This is a genomic window from Achromobacter sp. JD417 (assembly GCF_041879325.1).
Taxonomy (GTDB): domain Bacteria; phylum Pseudomonadota; class Gammaproteobacteria; order Burkholderiales; family Burkholderiaceae_B; genus Achromobacter; species Achromobacter mucicolens.
Window position 1 is genome coordinate 5095836 of sequence record NZ_CP087159.1, and the last position, 21843, is coordinate 5117678.

General features: G+C 67.2%; 13 protein-coding genes. 10 read left to right on the forward strand and 3 right to left on the reverse strand.

The annotated features are described in order from the left end of the window. Nucleotides 1-76 precede the first annotated feature (76 nt). Nucleotides 77-6172 (reverse strand): autotransporter outer membrane beta-barrel domain-containing protein, encoded by a 6096-nt coding sequence (locus tag LN047_RS23595; RefSeq protein WP_373980354.1) that lies wholly within the window; start codon nucleotides 6170-6172, stop codon nucleotides 77-79. A gap of 501 nt (nucleotides 6173-6673) precedes the next feature. On the opposite strand from LN047_RS23595, the gene LN047_RS23600 reads away from it, so the two are divergent. Further along, the gene (locus tag LN047_RS23600) at nucleotides 6674-11416 is read left to right on the forward strand and encodes an autotransporter domain-containing protein (protein ID WP_373980355.1); all 4743 of its coding nucleotides are present in this window, start codon (nucleotides 6674-6676) and stop codon (nucleotides 11414-11416) included. A gap of 9 nt (nucleotides 11417-11425) precedes the next feature. Here LN047_RS23600 and LN047_RS23605 read toward each other — a convergent pair whose 3' ends face one another. Both LN047_RS23605 and LN047_RS23610 read right to left on the reverse strand, forming a co-directional pair. Next, complete coding sequence (locus LN047_RS23605) at nucleotides 11426-12088, reverse strand: hypothetical protein (protein WP_373980356.1); 663 nt, start codon at nucleotides 12086-12088, stop codon at nucleotides 11426-11428. Between the two features lies 1 nt (nucleotide 12089). Continuing rightward, the gene (locus LN047_RS23610) at nucleotides 12090-12884 is read right to left on the reverse strand and encodes a hypothetical protein (protein WP_373980357.1); all 795 of its coding nucleotides are present in this window, start codon (nucleotides 12882-12884) and stop codon (nucleotides 12090-12092) included. Between the two features lie 250 nt (nucleotides 12885-13134). On the opposite strand from LN047_RS23610, the gene LN047_RS23615 reads away from it, so the two are divergent. The 9 genes from LN047_RS23615 to LN047_RS23655 all read left to right on the forward strand — a co-directional run bounded on the left by LN047_RS23615 (nucleotide 13135) and on the right by LN047_RS23655 (nucleotide 21836). Beyond that, nucleotides 13135-13743, forward strand: a complete 609-nt coding sequence (locus tag LN047_RS23615; protein WP_373980358.1) for a lipocalin family protein — start codon at nucleotides 13135-13137, stop codon at nucleotides 13741-13743. 16 nt (nucleotides 13744-13759) lie between these two features. Further along, on the forward strand, nucleotides 13760-15310 hold the full coding sequence (locus tag LN047_RS23620; protein WP_373980359.1) for a cryptochrome/photolyase family protein: 1551 nt from the start codon (nucleotides 13760-13762) through the stop codon (nucleotides 15308-15310). 119 nt (nucleotides 15311-15429) lie between these two features. Then, a complete protein-coding gene (locus tag LN047_RS23625; RefSeq protein ID WP_373980360.1) occupies nucleotides 15430-16416 on the forward strand; it encodes a cation diffusion facilitator family transporter in 987 nt (328 codons plus the stop codon). 15 nt (nucleotides 16417-16431) lie between these two features. Beyond that, nucleotides 16432-16983: a cytochrome b gene (locus tag LN047_RS23630; protein ID WP_373980361.1), complete on the forward strand. Its 552-nt coding sequence runs from the start codon at nucleotides 16432-16434 to the stop codon at nucleotides 16981-16983. A gap of 323 nt (nucleotides 16984-17306) precedes the next feature. After that, nucleotides 17307-18548: an ABC transporter substrate-binding protein gene (locus LN047_RS23635; RefSeq protein ID WP_180097888.1), complete on the forward strand. Its 1242-nt coding sequence runs from the start codon at nucleotides 17307-17309 to the stop codon at nucleotides 18546-18548. 7 nt (nucleotides 18549-18555) lie between these two features. Continuing rightward, a complete protein-coding gene (locus LN047_RS23640) occupies nucleotides 18556-19425 on the forward strand; it encodes an urea ABC transporter (protein ID WP_063955132.1) in 870 nt (289 codons plus the stop codon). Next, nucleotides 19425-20417 (forward strand): branched-chain amino acid ABC transporter permease, encoded by a 993-nt coding sequence (locus LN047_RS23645; protein ID WP_373980362.1) that lies wholly within the window; start codon nucleotides 19425-19427, stop codon nucleotides 20415-20417. Before LN047_RS23640 ends, LN047_RS23645 begins: the two co-directional genes overlap by 1 nt. After that, nucleotides 20414-21148 (forward strand): ATP-binding cassette domain-containing protein, encoded by a 735-nt coding sequence (locus LN047_RS23650; protein WP_373980363.1) that lies wholly within the window; start codon nucleotides 20414-20416, stop codon nucleotides 21146-21148. Before LN047_RS23645 ends, LN047_RS23650 begins: the two co-directional genes overlap by 4 nt. After that, nucleotides 21132-21836, forward strand: coding sequence for an ABC transporter ATP-binding protein (locus tag LN047_RS23655; protein ID WP_056325774.1), 705 nt, complete (start codon nucleotides 21132-21134; stop codon nucleotides 21834-21836). Before LN047_RS23650 ends, LN047_RS23655 begins: the two co-directional genes overlap by 17 nt. The last annotated feature ends 7 nt before the right edge of the window (nucleotides 21837-21843 follow it).

The following is a 21843-nucleotide window of genomic DNA, read 5'->3' on the forward strand; positions in this document are numbered from 1 at the left end:
TTGGAACAACGTGCGCCAAGTGGCGTTCTGCCCAGAAGTTTCCAGCGTCAGAACGCACCCGACGTTGGCGCACGCCTCAGAACGGCACCATGACCTTCAACGTGCCGCTATGGCTGCGCACATTCTCGGAAAACTGGCCGTCGTACTGAAGCCGGAAGTCGACCCCCCCGGCGCGCATGACGTGCAGCCCCGCCCCCACCTTGCCCACCACATCGTCGATGGGCAGCGACGTATCGAACGATCCCGTGCCGGCGGGCGCCCCGCGCAAGCGTGAGGTGGTCGTCCAATCGTCCTTGGACAGGAACGACACGCCGGCGTACACGAATGGCCGCAGCATCGCGCCATTGGACAGCTTGGCGCGTCCGCCGAACTCGATCATGGGCGACAGGCCAAGGATGAACTGGTCGCTGCCGTCCACCGACAAGGCCAGCGGATTCGCGCCCGATTCCTTGTAGCCCGGCATGCGGGTATAGCTGGCGTCGAAGTCCAGGTACGGCTTCACGTACACGCTCTCGAAGGCGAAGGTGCGGGCGGCGCGCAAACGTGCATTAAAGCCATAGACGTCGGGGCGGCTGGTCAAGGTGTCCTGGTATCCCGCGATGTCGATGTTGCGGTCCATGCGATAACCGCCATAGCCGCCGCCGACCGCGGCCGAGAATACCCACGGCCCTTCCTGGCGCTTGACGACCATGCCGGCGTAGCCGCTGTCGCCATCGCCGCGCACGCTGCCGTCGTTGGCGCGCACCTTGCTGCTTTCGTAGGCCACCGAGCCGCCGACGAACCAGCCCGGACTGACTTCGCGCTGCCCGCCAATCTGGTAGGTCACCGTGTCGTAGTCAAAGCCAGCCGTGCCTTTGCTGCCATCCTGGCTGGTCGCGCGGCCCGTGACCTGGCCCCAGTAGCAGTTCTGTTCGCCCGAGAAGGCATCGACACCGGTGAACGTGGGGCAGGACATCATTGCGCCCGTGAAATGCCCCAGGTTTGCGGCCGATTGCGCCGCCGGCGCGCTCGTCACGCCCGGGGACAGGCTAGACACGCGGTCGCGATACGTGCCCGCCCCCTGGCGCGAAGCCTGGTCCAGCTGCCCGAAAAGCGGCGCCAGGGCGGAATTGCCGCCTGCATCCCAGATGCGCTGAAGCTGATCGGCGACCTGACGCTGGTTGGCCTTCAGTTGCATCGACGGCGCGTTGAAGTCGGCGCCCGCCACGCGGATGCGCGTGGACGGGCCGACCTGGCGCGTGGCGTAATCGAAGACCGGACTGTCGACGGCGCCTACGCTGCCTTGCGAATCGCCCTGGACCGTCAGGACCGTCAGCTCGCGGTTCGGCATCAGCGCCGCGGCCAGCACGTCGACGTTGCCATTCAGGTCGCCATTGCCTTGCACCACCATCTGCGAGGCGCGCATCTGGTCGAAGTCCACGTCGGCGCGCAGGACGCCGCTGGCGGACTGCCTGAAATTGCCGCTGACGGTCAGGGTCTGGAACTGGCCCGGCGAGCCGATCACAACCAGCCCCGAGTTGATGACGTTGGCCTGATACGCAGTCGCTGCGTTGGCCACGCCGCCGGACTGCACGTAGTAGTTGCAGGCATTGGTGGAATCGCCGTTGCCGCAATAGACGTTGCCGGAGATGGTGCCGTAGTCGTTGATGGTGAGGAAAGACCCCGCCGCCGTGGTCGAATCGCCGTTGAACGTCAATGCCGTGCTGGACAGCGCGCTGAGCGAACCGCCTGCGTTGACGTTGACCACGTTGTCCCGGCCGCTCAGTATCCACACGCCTTTGCCGGAGTTGGAGCCGCCCGACACGCTGCCGTTGATGTTGACCGTGGCGCCCTGCTCGCTTTGTCCGCCCTGGCTTTGCGCCATGATGCCCGTCGCATCCGAACCCGTCACGCTGAGCGTCCCGCTCTGGTTCACGGTGACGCTGCCGGAATTGCCTGTGGCGCTGCTGACCGACCCGGCAAAGCCGGCGTTCGGTCCGCCAGCCAGCCCGCCGCCCCCGCCGATCGACTGCGCAATGATGCCGTAGGCGTTGGCGCCCGCGGTCGACAGATTGCCGTCAAAGGAAACCGTCACGTTCCCGGCGGTGCCCGAACTGAACGCGGTCGGCAGGAATCCGGCCGGGTTGGTGGTGATCAGCTTGGTGGTGTCGCCCAGGATCCCGCCACCGTCCGCGATGGACTGCGCCACGATCCCGTGCGCGCCCGCGCCATGCGTGGCCAGCGTGTAGCGCAGATCCACGTTCACGGCGCTGGCATTGGCGTTCCCGCCGCCCAGCACCGTCGTGCCGACGCCGGTTGCCGTGCCGGACGTCACGATGCCGCCGCCCCCGCCGATCGATTGCGCGATGACGCCGATGGCCCGATCGCCATGGGTGTTCAGATTGAGGCCGGTGGACAGATTGACCGTGCCGCCCGCGCCGGCCACACCCGCGCCGCCCGCATGCAGGTTGAATCGCTGGCTGCCGGGATTCGCGGCCGAGGCCGTGCTGCCCGCCATCGCAATGCCGCCGCCCCCGCCGATGGACTGCGCCACCAGGCCGTAGGCGCTGTCGCTGGTGGTCTGGATGGCCGCGTAGCTGCCGCTCGTGACCGTGATGCTGCCACCCGCGCCACCGCTGCCGCCGGTCGCGCCGGCCCGCAGCGAGCCGTTTGCCAGCGGCGATCCCGTGGCGCCCATGCCGCCCCCGCCGCCGATGGACTGCAAGACGATGCCCATCGCGCCATAGCCGGCCGTGTTGAAGCTGTTGGTCCCGTTGCCGTTCAGGAAGGCGACGATGCTGTTGCCCGCCCCGCCGCTTCCGCCCGAGCCGCCCACCGAAATCGACACGTTGGACGACGAAATGCTGGACGAGGCGGTCGATGCGCCACCCGCGCCGCCGCCGCCGCCGATGGATTGCAGGACGGCTGCGTCCGCGTAATCCCCGTACGTGTTCGTGGACGCCCCGACGCTCGCGGCATTGGACGTCGTTCCGATTGCGCCGCCATTGCCGCCCGCGCCGCCATTGCCACCCACCGAGACGTTGAACTGGTAAGTCGTGCCGGAGTCGTCCAGCGCGTCGGAGGAATTGTTCTGGCTGGTGCCGCCGACCGCACCGCCCAGCCCGCCCGAACCGCCGATGCTCTGCACCAGCAGCCCGTCGGCATCGGCGCCATAGGTGGTGACATTGCCATCGCTGTTCAGGGTGATGGCGCCGCCATAGCCGCCGCCGGTGCCGCCGCGGCCAACCGACACGGTGGCCCTGACGTCGGTCGTGCTGTCTTCGCTTTCGCTGTTGACGGCCAGCCCGACCTGGCCGCCTTGCGACGCCCCGCCGCCGCCGCCGATGGACTGCACCAGCACGGCGCGCGCGCCATCGCCGTGCGTGATGATCGTGCTGGCCGGATTGACGGTCAGCGAAGCCGTGCCGCCCTGTCCGCCCGAGCCGCCGATCCCGCCCACGTTGGCCGTGATCGACACGTTGGCATCCACATTGGGGCTGCGTCCCGTGGCGGAACCCACGCCGCCCGCCCCGCCGCCGCCGCCAATGCTTTGCAGCACCAGCGCATTTGCCGAGTCTCCCCACGTGGTGATGGAACTGCCCGCCAGGCTGAGCGTGGCGTTGCCGCCGTAGCTGCCCGATCCGCCGCTGCCCCCCACCGACGACTGAACCGTGCCGCCGACGGAATCGCCGGTGCCGACCACCGTCGAGAGGGCCGATGCGCTGCCGCCCAGCCCGCCGCCGCCGCCGATCGATTGCACCAGGACGCCTTGCGAGTTGGGACCATACGTGGTCAGGATGGAATTGTTGATGGCCGACGACGCGGTGCCGCCCGCGCCGCCCGAGGCCCCGGACCCGCCCATGGCAAACGTGACCGCGACGCCAAAGGACGCATCCTCGTCTGGCACCGCAATCGCCAGGGCCTTGGCGACGGACGCGCCGCCCGCCCCGCCGCCGCCGCCAATCGACTGCACGACCACGCCGTGCGCATCGCCGTTGGTGGTGCCCGAGGAACCGGTCGTCAAGGTTGCGTTGGACACGTTGCCCGCGGCGCTGCCACCCGCGCCGCCGTTGCCGCCCGTGCCGCCCACCGCGACGGACATGGCAAAGCCGACGCCGGCGTCGTAGGAAGAGGCTGCCCCCCCGGTTCCCCCGCCGCCGCCGATGGACTGGGACACGATGCCGTACGCATGGTCGCCGCCCGTGGTCAAGGTGTAGCCGTTCAGACCGACAGTGGACGAGCCGCCGTTGCCGCCGCCGCCGCCCTGCCCGCCGATCACGGCAACCCCGCTTGCCGCGCCGCCATCTCCGCCGCCGCCGCCGATGGACTGGCCCAGCATCCCGATTGCCGACGTTCCGCCCGTGGTCAGCGTGCCGGACTGGTTGATCGTGACCGTGCCGCCGGCGACCGCCGTGCCGCCCGCCCCGCCCAATGCAACGATGCCGCTGCTGACGCCCGCCGTGCCGCCGCCGCCGCCGATGGCCTGCGCCGATATGCCGTGCGAGGACTGTCCGGTGGTCGTGATCGAGGACTGGCTGTTGATGGAAACCGAGCCGCTGGCCCCGCCAATCCCCGCATCCGCGCCGGCATTGCCGAACAGTTCGAAGTTCGCCGTGGTCGTGCCGCCAATGCCGCCCATCGACTGGCCGAGGATGCCGATGGAATAGTTGTTGGAAGTCTGGATGGAGCCGCCGGTGGTCGTCACCGTCACCGCGCCGCCGGCCCCGCCGCTGCCGGCGTTTTCGGGCGTGAAGTCGATGATGCCGCTGCTGGTCTCCACCCCTCCGCCCGCGCCGCCCAGGCTGCTGGCCGAGATGCCGGTGGACTGCACGCCATTGGTGCTGATGGTGGCATTGCCGCTCAGGGTGACGTTCACCGTGCCGCCGTTGCCGCCGGCCGCCCCGTTGCTGTCCTCGCGTCCCGCCCCACCGTTGCCGCCCTGCGTGATCACGTTGACGCCCGGCAGGTAGTCGCCCGAGGTCGTGACCGACGACCCGCTGTTCAGGGTGACCGTGGTGGTCGTATTGCCGTTGCCGCCGCCGTAGCCGCCGATTTCGCCGCTGGTGTTGGTGATCGTCTGCGGACCCATGCCGCCATTGCCGCCCAGCCCGATCACGACGATCCCGCCGGACACCTTCGACAGGCTCGCAGGCTGCACGGTCGAGGTGCTGGACACGGACACCTGACCCGAGTTCACCACCGTCATCGCGCCAAACTGGCCGCCGGTGCCGCCGTTGTCGCTGCCGTCCTCGGACGTCGTGCCGTTGCCGCCCTGGCTCAGGACATACAGGCCGCGCACGCTGCTCAGGGCCGTCCCGCTGACGTTCACCGTCACGGAGCCCGTATTGGTGATGATCGTCGGATTCGAGTAATTGACCGCACCGCCGCTGGAACCGCTGCCGTTGTCCAGCCCGCCACTGCCGCTGATGGATTCCGCGCCGATGCCCCATGCATAGCGCGACGTGGAACCGGTGACCGACACGGCCCCGGAATTCGAGATATTGACGATATTGCTTCCGCCGCCATTACCGCCGACCTGGTCGCCCGTCGCCGCGTTGTCCTGGTTTCCGCCCGTCGCGCCGATGCTGGCGCCGTAGAGGCCCACGCCGCCATAGGGCAGGTTCAAGACGCTGACGTTGCCGCTATTGGTGATGGTGACGGCAGAGCCGTCGCCCCCCTGGCCCCCGTTGCCCCCGCCAATCACCGTCTCGTTGGCATTGGCGCCAATGCCCCCGACCGACACCCCGTAGATCCCGAACTGCGCGCCCGAATCCGCCCAGATGCCAGGACCGCTGCCTTGGGTGCTGGAGGTCGGCGCGTTCTGAACGGTGATTGTCCCGCCGTTGTTGTTGATGGTGATGGTGCCGCCGTTGCCGCCGTTCGTCGCATTGTTGCTGGTGTCGCTGGACCCCATGCCGCCCGTCAGGCGAACGAAGATGCCGCCCTGCGGGACGCTCGGCTGCAGCACGGCGCCGTTGTTGACCACCGTGTAGTTGCCGCCATAGCCGCCGATGTTGTCGCCGGTGCCGGCGCTGGCGGTGTTGACGACACTGACCTGCGCACCCGACCCACCCTGGCTGGACGAAATGGTGCAGGTGGTGGAATTGGAAGGGTTGGTGTCGACCGAAGGACAACTCAATGCCGCGCCCGCGGGCTGCGCCATGACGAGCCCCACGGCAGTGACGGAGAGCATCTCGCGCCAGTCCGGGGGACGTGGCAGCGAACGGCGTGGTTCCAGTGCCCCAACAACAGTGCCCCTGGCTCGCAAAGGTCGCTTTGCGGTCGGCTTTCCCATCGTCTTCCCCTCGGCGCGAACCGTAACAACGGGCCGCATAAGTTTTCTGATTTATTCTGCTCCGGACGTTTTTTACCAGTGACGCTTGCCTTTGCACAGTGCTGTTGCACTTCAGTCCGCCCGCCTGTTGCACCGCCGCCATGCGACCATCGCGAACCGGCCAGCCTGGAATTGCCTCAAGAATTCGGCTTAATTCCGCGAATGACGACCGGCGGCCCGGTGATACAGTCCGACTGCCTCATGCGAATGCCGTAGGCGGCATGTCGACCTGTCGTACCCGAGCTCTCGGGAGGATCGCCGCCCGGCTCCACCACCACCAATGAAGAAGCGCTGCGTCAGTTGTCAGCGAATGCCGGCTCCGGGCCGGCCGGCTAATGGGCGCGCAAAGGGAAAGCAACGATGAACCGCAGCTATCGGCTCGTCTGGAATCAGACCTTGCAAATGATGCAGGTCGCGCCCGAAATCGCCACATCCAGATCCTCAGTCCCAGGCAGCGCGACGCATTGCAGGACACCAAGGCGCTCCCTTCCCCGCGCCGCACACCAGGCCGGGCAGATCGCCTTGATGCTCGGCCTGACTTGCGCCTTTCCTTCCGCGTGGGCCGCCGGGTGCGCCGCCAGCGATGCCAGCGCCTGCGGCGCGTCCGGCGGCGCGGGTTACCCGGGACGCAGCGGCAACGGCGGCGCGGGCAACGGCCAGGGCGGCGGCTCCAGCGAGCTCGATGCCAATACCGTCACGGTGCAGGTTCCGGGCGGCGCGCCCGGCGCCAGCGGCAGCGGCGGCAGCGGCGCCGCGGGCGACGCGGGTGGCAACGCTTCCGGCGGTGCCACCGGCCTGGCGCTCTCGTCCACCAACGTCTCCGTAAATACAAACTTCGGCGGAACCGCGGGCGACGTGGGCGCAGACGGCACCAACTTCGGCGGCGGCGGCGGCGGTGGGGGCACCGGGCTGTACTACGGCGGGACCGCGGCGACGATCGGTGTCAATGCCGTCCTCTCCGGCGGCGCCGGAGGTGCCGGGGGCGCCACGTCCAATGGTGTCGTCGGCAATGCGGGCGCCGGTGGCGGTGGCGGCGCCGGGATGATTTCGACCGGCAGCGGCGCAAGTCTCTCGTCAACCGGTTTGATCGAGGGCGGCGTAGGCGGCGCGGGCGGGACAGGCGGCTTTGGCGGAGGCGGCGGAGGCGGTGGCGATGGGCTGGCGATGTTAGGCTCCAACTCCAGCGTCATCAACCTCGGCACGATAGGCGGCGGCGCGGGCGGTGACGGGGGCGCCGGCGCCAGCGGCAACGGAAGCAGCGGCAACGGGGGCGCCGGCGTCAATCTCGTGGGCGCCTTCAGTTCGCTGGCCAACGTCGGAACCATCACCGGCGGCAGCAGCAACGGCGGTGCGGCGGGCGCCGGCGTGATCACGCACGGTTCCAACTACATCACAAATGCCGGCACCATCGTTGGCGGCGTCGCCAACGGCACGCGCGCGGCTGCCATCCAGTTTGGGGGCACGGGGAACACACTCACGCTGCTCTCGGGCTCTACGATGGTGGGCGATCTGGTCGTCGAGGCCGGCGCCTCTGCCGAGATCAACCCGGCACACCAGGGTCTATCGCTCGGCAATGCCGTAATCCTGACCGACGCCGCATCCGTCGTCTCCTTCAACACCAGCACGGCCCCCCTCACGCTGACGGGCACCATTTCCGGATTAGGCGGCGTGACCGCGATGGGCGGTACGCTGTCCACGTCGGCCGTCCACGACTACACGGGCGCCACGACAATCACAAGCGGCACGCTGGCGCTGACGGGCAACGGCAGCATCGCGGCCTCGTCGGGGCTGGTCAACAATGGCCGGTTCGATATCTCGGCCACCGCGGGCGCTTCGCTCAAGGCGCTGTCCGGCACCGGCGTCATCGCGCTGGGCGCCCAGTCCCTGACCGTGAACAGCGCCGCTGGCGACTTCAGCGGCGTGATCGGCGGCGCCGGCGGTTTCACGGTGGCGGGCGGCACGCAGACGCTCTCGGGCGTCAACACCTATACCGGCGCGACCGACATCGGCAATGGCGCGACCCTCGCGCTGACAGGCAATGGCAGCATCGCGGCTTCCAGCGGCGTCATCAACAACGGCACGTTCGATATTTCCGGCGCGACGGCGGATGTTTCCGTCCAAGCCCTGACTGGCGCTGGCGCCACCACCCTCGGCTCACGCACCCTGACGCTGACGAACGCGGCGGGCACGTATGCAGGTTCGATTGGCGGAACGGGCGGGATCACGCTAAACGCCGGCACGCAGACGCTGTCCGGCAACCACACGTACAGCGGCGCGACCACGATCAATGGCGGCACGCTGGCGCTGACGGGCAACGGCAGCGTCGCGGCCTCGTCGGGGCTAGTCAACAATGGCCGGTTCGATATCTCTGGCACCGCCGCAGGCGCGTCGGTCAAGGCGCTGACCGGCACCGGCGTCATCGAGCTAGGCAATCGGTTCCTGCAGGTGACCGACGCCGCTGGCGACTTCAGTGGCGTGATCGGCGGCACCGGTGGTTTCACGGTGGCGGGCGGCACGCAGACGCTTTCGGGCGTCAACACCTATACCGGCACGACCGACATCGGCAATGGCTCGACCCTCGCGTTGGCAGGCAACGGCAGCCTCGCGGCCTCCAGCGGCGTCATCAACAACGGCACGTTCGATATCTCCGGCGCCACGGCGGGTGTTTCCGTCCAAGGTCTGACTGGCGCTGGCGCCACCACGCTTGGCGCGCGCACGCTGACGCTGACGAACGCGGCGGGCACCTATGCGGGCGCCATCGGCGGGACGGGCGGAGTCACGCTGAACGCCGGCATGCAGACGCTGACCGGCACCAACACGTATAGCGGCGCGACCACGATCAATGGCGGCACGCTGGCGCTGACGGGCAACGGCAGCGTCGCAGCCTCCAATGTCGTCGTCAACAACGGCACGTTCGATATTTCCGGCGCGACGGCGGGCGCATCGGTCACGGGGTTGACGGGCAGCGGCGCGGTCGCGCTGGGCAGCCGCACCCTGACGATCAGCAACGCGGCGAGCGCCTTCGGCGGCAGCATGGGCGGCACGGGCGGCCTGACGGTGGGAGGCGGCACGCAAACGCTCACCGGCGCAAACACCTATACCGGCGCGACCACGATCAGCCCGGGCGCCACCCTCGCCATCAACGGCGCGGGCAGCATCGCAGCCTCCAGTGGGATCACGAACCAAGGCACGCTGGATATCTCGGGCACGGCGGCGGGCGCGTCGGTAACGAGCCTGAGCGGCTCGGGGAACGTGGCGCTCGGCGCGCGCACGCTTACGCTGACCAACGCCGCCGGCAATTTCTCGGGGTCCATTGCCGGCACGGGCGGCCTGACGCTTGACGGCGGCACGCAGGTCCTGGCGGGCGCCAACAGCTACACGGGCGCCACCACCATCAATAGCGGCACGCTTGCCGTCACGGGCAGCCTGTCGTCCGCGTCGAACGTCGTGCTGGCCGGCCCGGGCGCCGCGCTGGATGTGTCGGGCGCCGGCGCGCAGCGGGTGACCGCGCTGGCGGGCGGGACGGGCACGCGCCTGCAACTCGGCACAAGCACGTTGACGCTGGATTCGCCGGCCGACAGCACGTTTGACGGTTCATTGAACGGCTCTGGCGTCTTCGCCAAACAAGGCGCCGGCATGTTGACCCTGAACGGCGACAGCAGCGGTTTCGCCGGCCTCACGCGGGTGGACGGCGGCACGCTGGCCGTGGGCGATGCCAACCACGACTCCGCGCTGCTCGGCGGCAACGTGGCCGTGGGCGCCCAGGGCACGTTGAAGGGTCACGGCACGATCGCCGGCAGCCTCTTGAACCAGGGCATCGTCATGCCAGGCGGGTCGGTCGGCACGTTGAGCGTGGGCGGCAACTACACCCAGGCCAGCAACGCCACGCTGTCCATCGAGGTCAATCCGCTGGAAAGCTCGCTGCTGCGCGTCGGTGGCACCGCCACCCTGGACGGCGGGCTATCCATCGTCTACGCGCCCGGCACCTACACGGCGCGCCGCTATACCCTGCTTTCGGCCGCCAACGGCGTCAACGGCACCTTTGCCACGGTAACCAGCACCACGTCCGCCGGCGCGGATCTTTCCACGCTCAGGCCATCGGTCACCTACGGCGCAAACGAGGTCGGCCTGCAATTGTTCACCCCCGACGCCCCTGGCCCCGTGATCGTCGCTCCCACCAACACCAGCATCTACACCGCGCTTGGCACGGCGGCGATCATGCGCGCGCAATCGGTCAACGCGACGCTGCTCGGCCGCTTCGTGCTCTCGCCGCAGACGCAGCCGGCCGCGCGCGGCGCCTGGATCGAGGCCACCGGATCCAGCACGCGCCTGCACGCCAACGACGGGCAGCCTGGCTTCAAGGCAAACCAGTTCGGCTTTCTGGCGGGCACCGACCGGCGCGTCGGCGACTACACCGTGGGTCTGGCCGGCGGCTATGCGCATACGTCGATCAACGAAGACGAGACGGGCAGCTCCGGCGCCACCGACACCGTGCGCCTGGCCCTCTACGGCGGCCGCGACTTCGGACCGGTCGTCGTGTCGGCAACGCTCGGCTATGGACTCGACTTCCTGTCGCAGAAGCGCCCGTTTGGCGCGTCGGGCACCGCGCAAGGCGATCACATCGGGCACGAAATCTCGGCCGCCACCCAGGCCGCCGTGCCGATGCGCGTGGGCAGTGTCACGCTGACGCCCGCCGCCGGGCTGCGCTACGCGTTCTTCCGGGGCGCAAGCTTTACCGAAAGCGGCGCCTCCGCGCAGAACCTGAACGTCGATTCCGACACCGCGCGCAGTCTTCAGCCCTACGTGATGCTCAAGCTGGACAAGACGTTCGGCGAGGGAGAACGCGCCATCGATGCCCAGTTGCGCGTGGGCTATGCGCGCGAACTGATGGGCACCAGCCGGCAAGTCACCGTCCTGTCGCAGGACGGCACCCGCTTCGCCGCACCCGGCGTCGCGCTGCCGCGCAACTACGTCACGGGCGGCGCGAGCATCGGTTTTCGCCCCTCAAAGGCCACGTCGATCTCGTTGGGCTACGACGCGCTGATCAATACCGGTCACGCGTCGGCGCAAGCGGGGTATGCGCGGTTCGAGTATCAGTTCTGAAGCCCGGGATTATTCGATCCCGGAAAAGAACGCGCAATGCCCCGGGTACCCGGGCCGGGCGTCGCAGGCCTTCAGGCAGCCGGGCTTGCCGCCCGGAAAACTGGCCGCCACCGACATCCTGAAGCCGTACGTCGGCGTCGCCACGTCGAATCGGCTTTCGCACACCTTCTCCGTGCTGTAGGCAAACGTCATGCCTTCGCGCCGGCCATTGATGGCGAATGCCACCTGAAAACTGTTCGTGCTGCGCCACCCGGACCGGGGCAAGACCACGAAACGGTAGTGCGTTGCGTCCAGGCGTTCGCCGAAAATCTTCAATTGCGCGGCGGTCCTGCGGGTAGTGGGCGACGGGTACGGCAGCGCCAGCAATGTGCGCGGATCGCCGAGCATGCCCAGGTCAAATCCCACCCCCTTCTGATAGAACGGGACGTCAAGGCTGGGGTAGCCCGCGTATTCCACCCGTTTGTCAGTCGATCCGTACTCAATGGTCCGCGGCGCGTAATCCGGCGCCCGTGCAAAGGCCACGTCCAAGGTCAGCACCGCGTCCGCCGGGTTGGCGTCTTCGGCGCGGACGTGCTTTTCATAGACGTCCGCAGTGCTTGCGCAGCCGGCCAGCGCGGCCGCGCACGACAGCGCCAGCCAGCACAAGCGATGCGTTGCGAAGACAGTCTTCATCTCAGGGCTCCCGGCGCGGTTGCACGTCAAGCGCGACGGGCCGGAGCTTCTGCCCGATGAATTGCCAGCTGTCGCCCACCTTTTGCCACCGGAAATTCCGGTTGATCCATTCCGCCTTCAAGTTGGCGTAAAGCCGGCGCTGGTCGATCCGCTGGCCTTCGTTCAGCGCCTTGCGCGCACGCGCCGCGCTCTCGTCCCAGGCCGCCTTGAAGGCATCGCGCTGCATTGCCTTGGTGAACGGGATGGCGGCATAGGGGCCTTCGTCTGCCACGCTCAGCCGGATTTCGTTGTCCAGCAGCACGGCGCCGTGACGATTGTCTGGCGATACCGATACCAGCAACGGGTTGGCGCGCTGGGATTCCCCAGTGCGCAGGTGTTCGAACCACAGCACCTGCCCCGTCGTCGTCACCAGCGCACGCGAGCCCGCGGTGAACAGCAGCAGGTCCTGACGTCCGGGTTGCGCCAGGCCCATGTCCGGGTCGCGTACATCGACCACGGGGCTCAACACCCGCGCGAGCGGCGTGTCGTTCTGCACGGCGATCAGGATGGTGCCCACGCCCATGAAGTCATTGGAGACCGCCAGCAGCATTGGCTGGCCGCCTTGGGTCGGGCCCAGCGCGCTGACGTGGAGGAACTGGTAGGCGTTCAATGGCCGGTAAGGCCTGCCGCGGTAGGTGATCTTGTAGAGGCTTGAGTTCGGCACGCCTTCCCGTGCGAAGGCCCCGCCCAGCGGCTCGCTGGATGCCGCGGCCCGTGGCGTTTGCCCGGCCGGCTGCGCCGGTACGGAAGACGTCATCAATAGCGCCAGCGCCAGCGCGGCGCTCGCACGCGTCCAGGCGCCATGACGGCTCGGTCGAACGGTTTTCTTGGCAGACTGCAAAACGTCCTTGGCGGCAGGCGCCGCGTGAATGGGGATTCGGCATTCTACGAAAATCAAAAAGGCGCCCAACGCACCAAGATTTGTTTCCATTTTTTCCGAACCGCAAGCATGGCCCGGAAACCGCGCAAATATAATTTCCAGGACTCAAATTCAGCGGAGGTTTGCCATGCGCCATGCAGAAGCCGGTCGTCGTTTTACCCACCCGTTGCGGCGCGTCGCGCCGTGGGTGGCGCTGGGACTATTGGGCTTGACGTTGTATGGCTGTGCGGCGACCACGCCGCCCAAAGGCGTGACGCCCGTGGGCGCGTTCGACGTGCATCGTTATGAAGGCCGCTGGTTCGAAATCGCGCGGCTGGACCACCGTTTCGAGCGCGGCATGACGGACGTCACCGCGAACTACACGCTTAAGGATGACGGTACCGTGCGCGTCGTGAACCGCGGATTCGACCCGGCCAAGGGGTCGAATGGCGATTGGCGTTCGGCAGAGGGGCTGGCCCGCTTCACGGGGGATCCGTCCGTGGCATCGCTGAAGGTGTCGTTCTTCGGCCCCTTCTATGGCGGCTACCATGTGGCCGCATTGGATCCGGATTATCGCTGGGCCCTGGTGGTGGGCCCGGATCGCAGCTATGCCTGGATCCTCGCGCGCGACAAGACACTGAATGCGCAGACGCGCGACGACATCGTGAGCCGCGCCAAGGCGTTGGGCCTGGACACCGACGCGTTCATCTGGGTCAGCCAGGACCGCGAACAGCCGCCGCTGGAACCGGCTTCCTGATGCCGCGTCGCGCGCCATGACAGCCAAGGGCGCTGGCGCGCACACCCTGCGCTTGATTCTCGGCGACCAGCTGAACCCGCTGCACAGCTGGTTCGCCCGGACCGACCCGGACGTGGTGTATGTGCTGATGGAAGTGCGTCAAGAGACGGACTACGTGCTGCACCACGCGCAAAAAATCCTGGCGATATTCGCCGCCATGCGAGATTTCGCGCGCCATCTGCGCCAGGCGGGACATCGCGTCAGGTATGTCGCGATCGACAACCCCAGTAACCGGCAGGACATCACCCAGAATCTGACTGCGCTGATGGCGCACTACGGCGCCCGCGAACTGGTCTACCAGCAGCCCGACGAATGGCGGGTCAGCCAAGTCCTTGGCGCCTGGAGTGCGACGCAGGCCTTCTCCGTGCAGCAGGCCGACAGCGAGCATTTCCATACCACGCGGGACGAAGTGGCCACGTTCTTCGGCCCCCGCAAGAGCTGGCTCATGGAGACGTTCTATCGCCACATGCGCCGGCGTCACGGCGTGTTGATGGACGCATCTGGCGAGCCGGTGGGCGGGCGATGGAACTTTGATCACGACAACCGCAAGCCCTGGCCCGGCACCCCGCCGCTGCCGCCCGACGTCCGGCGGGTGCATGACCATCGCGCGCTGTGGGAAACGGTGCAGCAGGCAGGCGTGCAGAGCTTTGGAAATCCGCAGGCCGATCAGTTCCGCTGGCCGCTGAATCGCGCGCAGGCGCTTGCATGGCTGGACCATTTCATCCAGCACACGCTGCCCAACTTCGGGGCCTACGAAGACGCCATGAGCGCGGGCAATCCGCGCCTGTTTCACTCGCAGTTGTCGTTCGCCCTGAACACCAAGATGCTGCACCCCGGCGAGCTGGTGCGTCAGGCGCAGGCCGCCTACGAAACGGGACATGCTCCCTTGGCGGCCGTTGAAGGCTTCATCCGGCAGATTCTGGGATGGCGCGAGTATGTCCGCGGCGTGTATTGGGCGCACATGCCAGGGTACGAGACGCGCAACGCGTTGGGGCACACGCGCCCGCTGCCCGCCTGGTTCTGGACCGGGCAGACCCGCATGCGCTGCATGAGCGACGCCATCGGCAATTCGCTGGAGAACGCCTACGCGCACCATATCCAGCGCCTGATGGTCATCGGCAACTTCGCGCTGTTGGCCGGCCTGGACCCTGCCGAGGTGCACCGTTGGTATCTGGGCGTCTACATCGACGCGTGCGAATGGGTCGAGCTGCCCAACACGGTGGGGATGAGCCAGTTTGCCGACGGCGGCTTGCTGGGCACCAAACCCTATGTCAGCAGCGCGTCATACATCGACAAGATGAGCGACTACTGTCACGCGTGTCCGTACGACAAGAAGCAGAAGACGGGCGAACGCGCCTGTCCGTTCAACGCCCTGTACTGGGATTTTTTTGCTCGCCACCAATCGCAGCTTGAGGACAACCGGCGACTTGCCATGGTGTACCGGCGATGGCAGGACCTTCCCGAGGAGGCGCAGGCCGCGTTGCGTGAGCAGGCGGCGCTGACGTTGACGCGCCTGGAAGGCCTGTAAGACTTGCTGAACGCCATAGCGCGAATCATTCCGGCGGCATTCATCCTGCGTTAAGGTCGGGCCGCTATGCTGGGCGCCCAAATATCCCATCGCAAACACCTTGCATCGGAGTTGTACCCATGACACCCCTTCGGCCCGCGCCCGACGCCCCCGAAGATAACGAACACACGCCGGCAGAGCGCGCTGCCGCCGCCTCCCGCAGCACATGGGTCAGCGTGGGCGTCAATGTGGCGCTTGCGACCGCCCAGATCATCCTGGGCATATTCTCGAAGTCCCAGGGGTTGATCGCCGACGGCATCCACTCCTTGTCCGATCTGGTCGCCGACTTCATCGTGCTGCTTGCCAACCGGCATAGTCAGAAGGAAGCCGACGCCGGTCATCACTATGGGCATTACCGCTACGAGACCGCGGCGTCGTTCGCGCTGGGCATCTTGCTGCTGCTCGTGGGCGGCGGCATGCTATGGGCGGCAATCAGCAAGCTGGAGCAGCCCGGCGCGATCCCGCAGGTGCATGGCATTGCCCTGTGGGTCGTGGGCGCCGCCCTGGTCGCCAAGGAAATCCTGTTCCGCTACATGCTGGCCGTGGCCAAGCGCGTGAAGTCCAGCATGCTGGTGGCCAATGCCTGGCATGCGCGCTCGGATGCCGCTTCCTCGTTGGTGGTCGGCATCGGCATCGTCGGCAACCTGCTCGGCTACCCGATCCTGGATCCCGTGGCGGCCGCCATCGTGGGGTTCATGGTGGCACGAATGGGCTGGAATTTTGGGTGGGATGCCCTGCACGATCTGATGGACCGTGCGGCCGACGCGGACGAAACCGCAGCCATACGCCGGACCTTGCTGGATACCGCCGGCGTTCAAGGCGTGCATGACCTGCGGACCCGAAAAATGGGCGACATGATCCTGGCCGATGCCCACCTGGAAATCGACGCGGCGTTGACCGTGGACGAAGGCCACAAGATCGCGGTCCAGGCCCGCCACCGGGTCATGCAGCGGCACCGTGTATTGAACCTGATGACCCACGTCGACCCCTGGCGGCGCACCGGCGCGCCTGCAAGCTCCGATCAGGGTGCGCCCGGCATCACGCCCGCTATTCAGCAGCAGTCCTGAAAATAAGGAATCCTCATGGCAATCAAGAACACCGATACACAGTTTGGCGGCCTCGTCATCGCGCTGCACTGGCTCATGCTCATCGTGCTGGCTTTGGTCTACGCCTGCATGGAACTGCGCGGACTGGCCACGAAAGGCACCGATCTCTACAACAACGTCAAGGCGCTGCATTTCTCGCTGGGGCTGTGCGTGATCGGGCTGGTTGCCTTGCGGCTGGCCATCCGTGTGGCCGCAGGCGCCGCGCCTGCCGTTAGGCCGCCGATGCCGACTTGGCAGGAGGTGCTTGCCCGGTTGATGCACTACGCCCTGTATGCCTTCATGATCGCCACGCCGATTCTCGGATGGCTGACGCTGAGCGCAGGCGGAAAGGCCATTCCGTTCTTTGGCCTTGAGGTGCCTGCCTTGGTGGGCGCGGACAAGGCGCTGGCAAGCCAGCTGAAGGAACTGCATGAAACCCTGGCGACGGCCGGCTACTTTCTGGTGGGCCTGCACGCCGCCGCGGCGCTGTTCCACCACTACATCCTGCAGGACAATACCCTGGCGCGCATGTTGCCTGGACGACGCTGACGCCAGGCCCAACGCAACGCGAAACGCCGAACGTGCGCTAGCCCCTAGGGAAATCCCGGGGCTAGCCTGGACTTTGCCCTTCCCCTAGAATTTGCCCTGCCTTCACGCATTGAAGGCCGGCTCGGCAAGTTCCAAAGGCGCAACTGCCCGCAAGGCCGCTCAGTTTTTCTCGTCGACAACGGCGTCGACATCCTGCCGGGTTCTCGGCATACCCACACACCTATACACGTCTACGCGACTTTCGGCGTCGGCCTCTGCTCGTCCCTGCACTTTGCGCCGGGCGCCAGACCGTGCGCGCCGCAAGCGCTCAAGGGGCCATCAACATGAGCATGAACCGCCGCCAGTTCCTCTCGTCCACCGCTGCCACCGCCGCCTCCGCCACCCTGATGGGGCTGACGGGCTCGCGCGCCTTTGCGGCCGGCGAGGAAAAAATCAACGTCGCCGCCATCTACGATCTGTCGGGGGGCCTGGACATCTACGGCAAGCCGGTGATGGACGCGCTGCGATTCGCGGCCGAGGAAATCAACGCCAAGGGCGGCCTGCTGGACAGGCAGATCAACTTCATCGCCTACGACGCGCAGTCGAACATGCAGCTGTATGCGCAATTCGCGCAGCAGGCCGCGCTGCGCGACAAGGCCGCCGTGGTCCACGCCGGCATCACGTCGGCCTCGCGCGAGGTCGTGCGCCCGGTGCTCAACCGCTATCGCACCCTGTATTTCTACAACAACCAGTACGAAGGCGGCGTCTGCGACCGCAACTACTTCGCGGCCGGCGTGACGCCCGCGCAGACCGTGCAAAAGCTCGCCCCTTACGCCGTCAAGAATTGGGGCAAGAAGGTGTACATCGTGGCCGCCGACTACAACTACGGCCAGATCGTGTCCAACTGGGTGCGCAAGTACGCGGCCGACGTGGGCGGCAAGACCGTCGCCACGGAATTCTTCCCGCTGGATGTGACCGATTTCGGCGCCGCCATCTCCAAGATCCAGGCCGCCTCGCCCGACTTCATCTGGTCGGGTCTCGTGGGCGGCGCGCACATGTCGTTCTACCGGCAATGGAAGGCCACCGGCATGACGGGCAAGATCCCGCTGGCCTCGACCACCTTTGCCGGCGGCAATGAACACATCGTGCTGTCGCCCGAGGAATGCAACGGCTTCCTGGTCTGCCAGAACTACCTGCAAGAGCTGCCCGGCGCGGCCAACGCCGACTTCGTCAAGCGCTTCCATGCCCGCTACGGCGCCGACTATCCCTACATCACCGAACTGGCCATGGGCGCCTATCAGGGCTTCATGCTGTGGGCCGAAGGCGTGCGCAAGGCCGGCTCGCTGGACCGCATGAAGGTCATCGAAGCGCTGGAATCCGGCATCGCCATCGATGCGCCGAGCGGCCGCGTGTCGCTGGACCCCGCCACTCACCACTGCACGCTGGACGTGCACATCGCCGAAGTGCGTGACCGCAAGCTCAACCTGGTCGAGAGTTTCCCGCAGCAGCAGCCCGGCGATACCGCAGCCGTCTGCGACCTGATCAAGAACCCGGCGGACAACCGTCAATACGCCATCAAGTTCTGAGCGTTCCATGGATCTCGTTGCCATTTATGCCATCGATATCCTGGGTGCGATCGCCATCCTGGCGCTGTTGAGCGTCGGGTTGGCGGTGGTGTTCGGGATGATGAAGATCATCAACCTCGCTCACGGCGAGTTCATGATGCTGGGCGGCTACGTCGCCATCCTTGCCACCAACCAATGGGGCGTGCCGATCTGGATCTCCATGCTGGTGCTCGCGCCCTTGATCGTCGGCATCTTCGGGGTGCTGGTCGAACACCTGCTGGTGCGCCATCTGTACGGCCGCATGATCGACACCATGCTGGCGACCTGGGGACTGTCGCTGGCCGTCATCGGCCTGGCCACCATGGTCTTTGGCAACACCACGGTCGGCATTTCGTCGCCCCTGGGCGGCATCACGATCGGCGCGCGCCAGGCAAGCGGCTACACGCTCTTTCTGATTGCGCTGGCCGCCGGCGTCATGGTGGCGCTGTGGTGCCTGTTGCGCTTTACCGATTTCGGCCTGCGCGCCCGCGCCTGCATGCAGAACGCCGCGATGGCCAATGCGCTGGGCATGAACCCCAATGGCGTCTACAAGATGACCTTCGGTCTGGGCGCCGCCCTGTCCGGTCTGGCGGGCGCCGTGCTCGCCCCGCTGACCGGCGTCATCCCGACCATTGGCGCGGCCTATATCGCCAAGGCCTTCATCACCGTCATCAGCGGCGGCAGCGCCGTCATCGCCGGCACGGTGAGCGCATCGGGATTCTTCGGCGCCATCAGCCAGGGCGTGACCTTTCTGGCCACGCCGGTTTACGGCCAGGTGGCCTTGCTGCTGGCCGCCATCGTGCTGATCCGTCTGCTGCCGCAAGGCATCACCGGCCGATTCTTCAAGCGAGCGATCTGATGCGTCTACCTGTGATTTCTCTGGCGCTGGGCGCCGCGGCCGTCGCCGCTGCGATCCTGTTGCCCACCGTCGTCGACATGTTCAGCCTCTTGTCCATGACGGTCTACCTCGTCATGGCGTTGCTGGCCCTGAGCCTGGCGTTCGTCTGGGGGCACGGCGGCATCCTGTGCTTCGGGCAGGCCGCCTTCTTTGGCCTGGGCGCCTACGCCTGGGCGATCGGCGCCTTCAACTTCGGGCCCGGCCTCGCCGCGATGGCCTTGGCCGTCGCCGTGCCGGCGGCCTTTGCCGCCCTGCTGGGCTACTTCATGTTCTACGGCAAGATCAGCGATGTCTATCTGGGCGTCATCACGCTGGCCGTGACCTTGATCCTGTTCAACCTGATGAATTCGACCTCGGGCGACAGCTATCGCATCGGCGATGCGCTGCTGGGCGGATTCAATGGCATTCCGTCCATCCCGCCGCTGACGCTGCCGGGCGCGGCCGACCCCCTGTCGCCCGAAGGCACGTTCACGCTGGCCGCACTGATCCTGATCGCGGCGTACTTCGGCCTGCGCGCCGTCATGGCCTCGCGCTTTGGCCGCGTGGTCGCCGCCGTCCGTGAAAACGAGCAGCGCGCGCTGCTGCTGGGCTACAACGCCAGCTTGTACAAGTTGGCCGCGTTCACGCTGGGCGGCGCGCTGGCTGGCCTTGCCGGCATGCTCTACGCCAACTGGGGCGCCTTCGTCAGCCCTGGCGTCTTCGGCCTGTCGCAGTCGGCGCAGATCATCATCTGGGTGATCGTCGGCGGCCGGGGCACGCTGATCGGCCCCATCATCGCCTGCGTGGCGCTGCAAGCCATGGTCACGCAACTGGGCGCGCAGCACACCGTCGACACCGGGCTGGTGCTGGGCGTCATCCTGATTCTCTTCGTTCTGTTGATCCCGCGCGGGCTGGCCCCGACGGTGCTCGACGCGTGCCGCCGCGTGGTGCGGCCGGCCAAGGAGCAAGCATGAGCACGCTGCTGTTGGAAACCCAGGGCCTGGGCGTGAGCTTCGGCGGCGTGCACGCCGTCAGGGAAGTCGATTTCCGGCTGGAACGCGGTGAAGTGCGCTGCCTGATCGGCCCCAACGGTGCCGGCAAAAGCACGTTCTTCAAGATGCTGTCGGGCCAGTTGCAGCCCAGCCGCGGCGAGATCCGCTTCAAAGGGCGCCCCCTGCGCGGGCTGGCCACGCACGAAGTGGCGCGTTTGGGCATCGGCATCAAGACCCAGGTGCCCAGCGTCTTCGAAGGGCTGGACGTGCGCGAGAACCTGCGCCTGGCCGCGGCGCGGCGCGCGCAGGGCGTGCCGGACGAGATCGCCGCCCAGGTGCTGGCGGAAATCGGCCTGGACGCGGTGGCCCGCACGCCGGTCAACGCGCTGGCCCACGGCCAACGGCAATGGGTCGAGCTTGGCATGATCCTGGCGTCTCGGCCCGAGCTGGTGCTGCTGGACGAACCGGCAGCCGGCATGACGCACCAGGAGGTGCGCAAGACCGCCGCCCTGATCGGCGCCATCAACCGCCACAGCACCGTGGTGGTGGTCGAGCACGACATGGCGTTTATCCGGCTGATCGCCGGCCGCATCACGGTCTTTAACCAGGGCGAAGTGCTGGCCGAAGGCAGCTTCGACGACATCATGGCGCATGCCGAAGTGCGTGCCGCCTATCTGGGCAAGCAAGGAGAGACACATGCTCCAGGCGCGTGACCTGAAGGCCGGGTACGGCCGCATCCCGGTGCTGCATGGCGTGAGCTTCAGCATGGCCGCCGGGGAATTCACCGGCATTCTGGGGCGCAACGGCATGGGCAAGACCACGCTGTTGCGCACATTGATGGGCGAGCTGCCCCTGACCGGCGGCGACCTGACGCTGGCCGACCGGAAGATCGGCGCGCTTGCCCCGCATGCGCGCGCCCGCCAGGGCCTGGGCTTCGTGCCGCAAGGCCGGCAGATCTTCCCGGCGCTGAGCGTGGCCGAAAACCTGCGCATGGGCTGCGTGAAGAACCTGCGCGGCGCCGATGCCATGATCGCCTCGGTGTTGAAGGTCTTTCCGCGTCTGCAACGTCTGCTCGATCGTCCCGGCGGCAGCCTGTCGGGCGGCGAACAGCAATTGCTGGCGCTGGCCCGCTGCCTGTGCGGCGAGCCCAGGCTGATGCTGCTGGACGAACCCACCGAAGGCATCCAGCCTTCGATCTGCGATGAGATCGTCGAGGCCTTGCAGACGTTGCGCGCCTCGCATGGCATCGCGATCCTGCTGGTCGAACAGGACATCGACTTCCTGTGCGCGTTGTCCGACCGCATTCTGGTGCTGGAAAAAGGCGAGCTGATCGCCGACGTTCCCACCGCCACCACCACTGCCCAAGAGATCGCCCGGCGTTACGGCGGTCTGCAATCCTGATACGGAA

What these genes read in the sequence shown, in the direction of transcription:
- LN047_RS23595 (WP_373980354.1), bottom strand. Translation starts at nt 6,172, where the DNA reads ATGCTCTCCGTCACTGCCGTGGGGCTCGTCATGGCGCAGCCCGCGGGC.
- LN047_RS23600 (WP_373980355.1), top strand. Translation starts at nt 6,674, where the DNA reads ATGAACCGCAGCTATCGGCTCGTCTGGAATCAGACCTTGCAAATGATG.
- LN047_RS23605 (WP_373980356.1), bottom strand. Translation starts at nt 12,088, where the DNA reads ATGAAGACTGTCTTCGCAACGCATCGCTTGTGCTGGCTGGCGCTGTCG.
- LN047_RS23610 (WP_373980357.1), bottom strand. Translation starts at nt 12,884, where the DNA reads ATGACGTCTTCCGTACCGGCGCAGCCGGCCGGGCAAACGCCACGGGCC.
- LN047_RS23615 (WP_373980358.1), top strand. Translation starts at nt 13,135, where the DNA reads ATGCGCCATGCAGAAGCCGGTCGTCGTTTTACCCACCCGTTGCGGCGC.
- LN047_RS23620 (WP_373980359.1), top strand. Translation starts at nt 13,760, where the DNA reads ATGACAGCCAAGGGCGCTGGCGCGCACACCCTGCGCTTGATTCTCGGC.
- LN047_RS23625 (WP_373980360.1), top strand. Translation starts at nt 15,430, where the DNA reads ATGACACCCCTTCGGCCCGCGCCCGACGCCCCCGAAGATAACGAACAC.
- LN047_RS23630 (WP_373980361.1), top strand. Translation starts at nt 16,432, where the DNA reads ATGGCAATCAAGAACACCGATACACAGTTTGGCGGCCTCGTCATCGCG.
- LN047_RS23635 (WP_180097888.1), top strand. Translation starts at nt 17,307, where the DNA reads ATGAGCATGAACCGCCGCCAGTTCCTCTCGTCCACCGCTGCCACCGCC.
- LN047_RS23640 (WP_063955132.1), top strand. Translation starts at nt 18,556, where the DNA reads ATGGATCTCGTTGCCATTTATGCCATCGATATCCTGGGTGCGATCGCC.
- LN047_RS23645 (WP_373980362.1), top strand. Translation starts at nt 19,425, where the DNA reads ATGCGTCTACCTGTGATTTCTCTGGCGCTGGGCGCCGCGGCCGTCGCC.
- LN047_RS23650 (WP_373980363.1), top strand. Translation starts at nt 20,414, where the DNA reads ATGAGCACGCTGCTGTTGGAAACCCAGGGCCTGGGCGTGAGCTTCGGC.
- LN047_RS23655 (WP_056325774.1), top strand. Translation starts at nt 21,132, where the DNA reads ATGCTCCAGGCGCGTGACCTGAAGGCCGGGTACGGCCGCATCCCGGTG.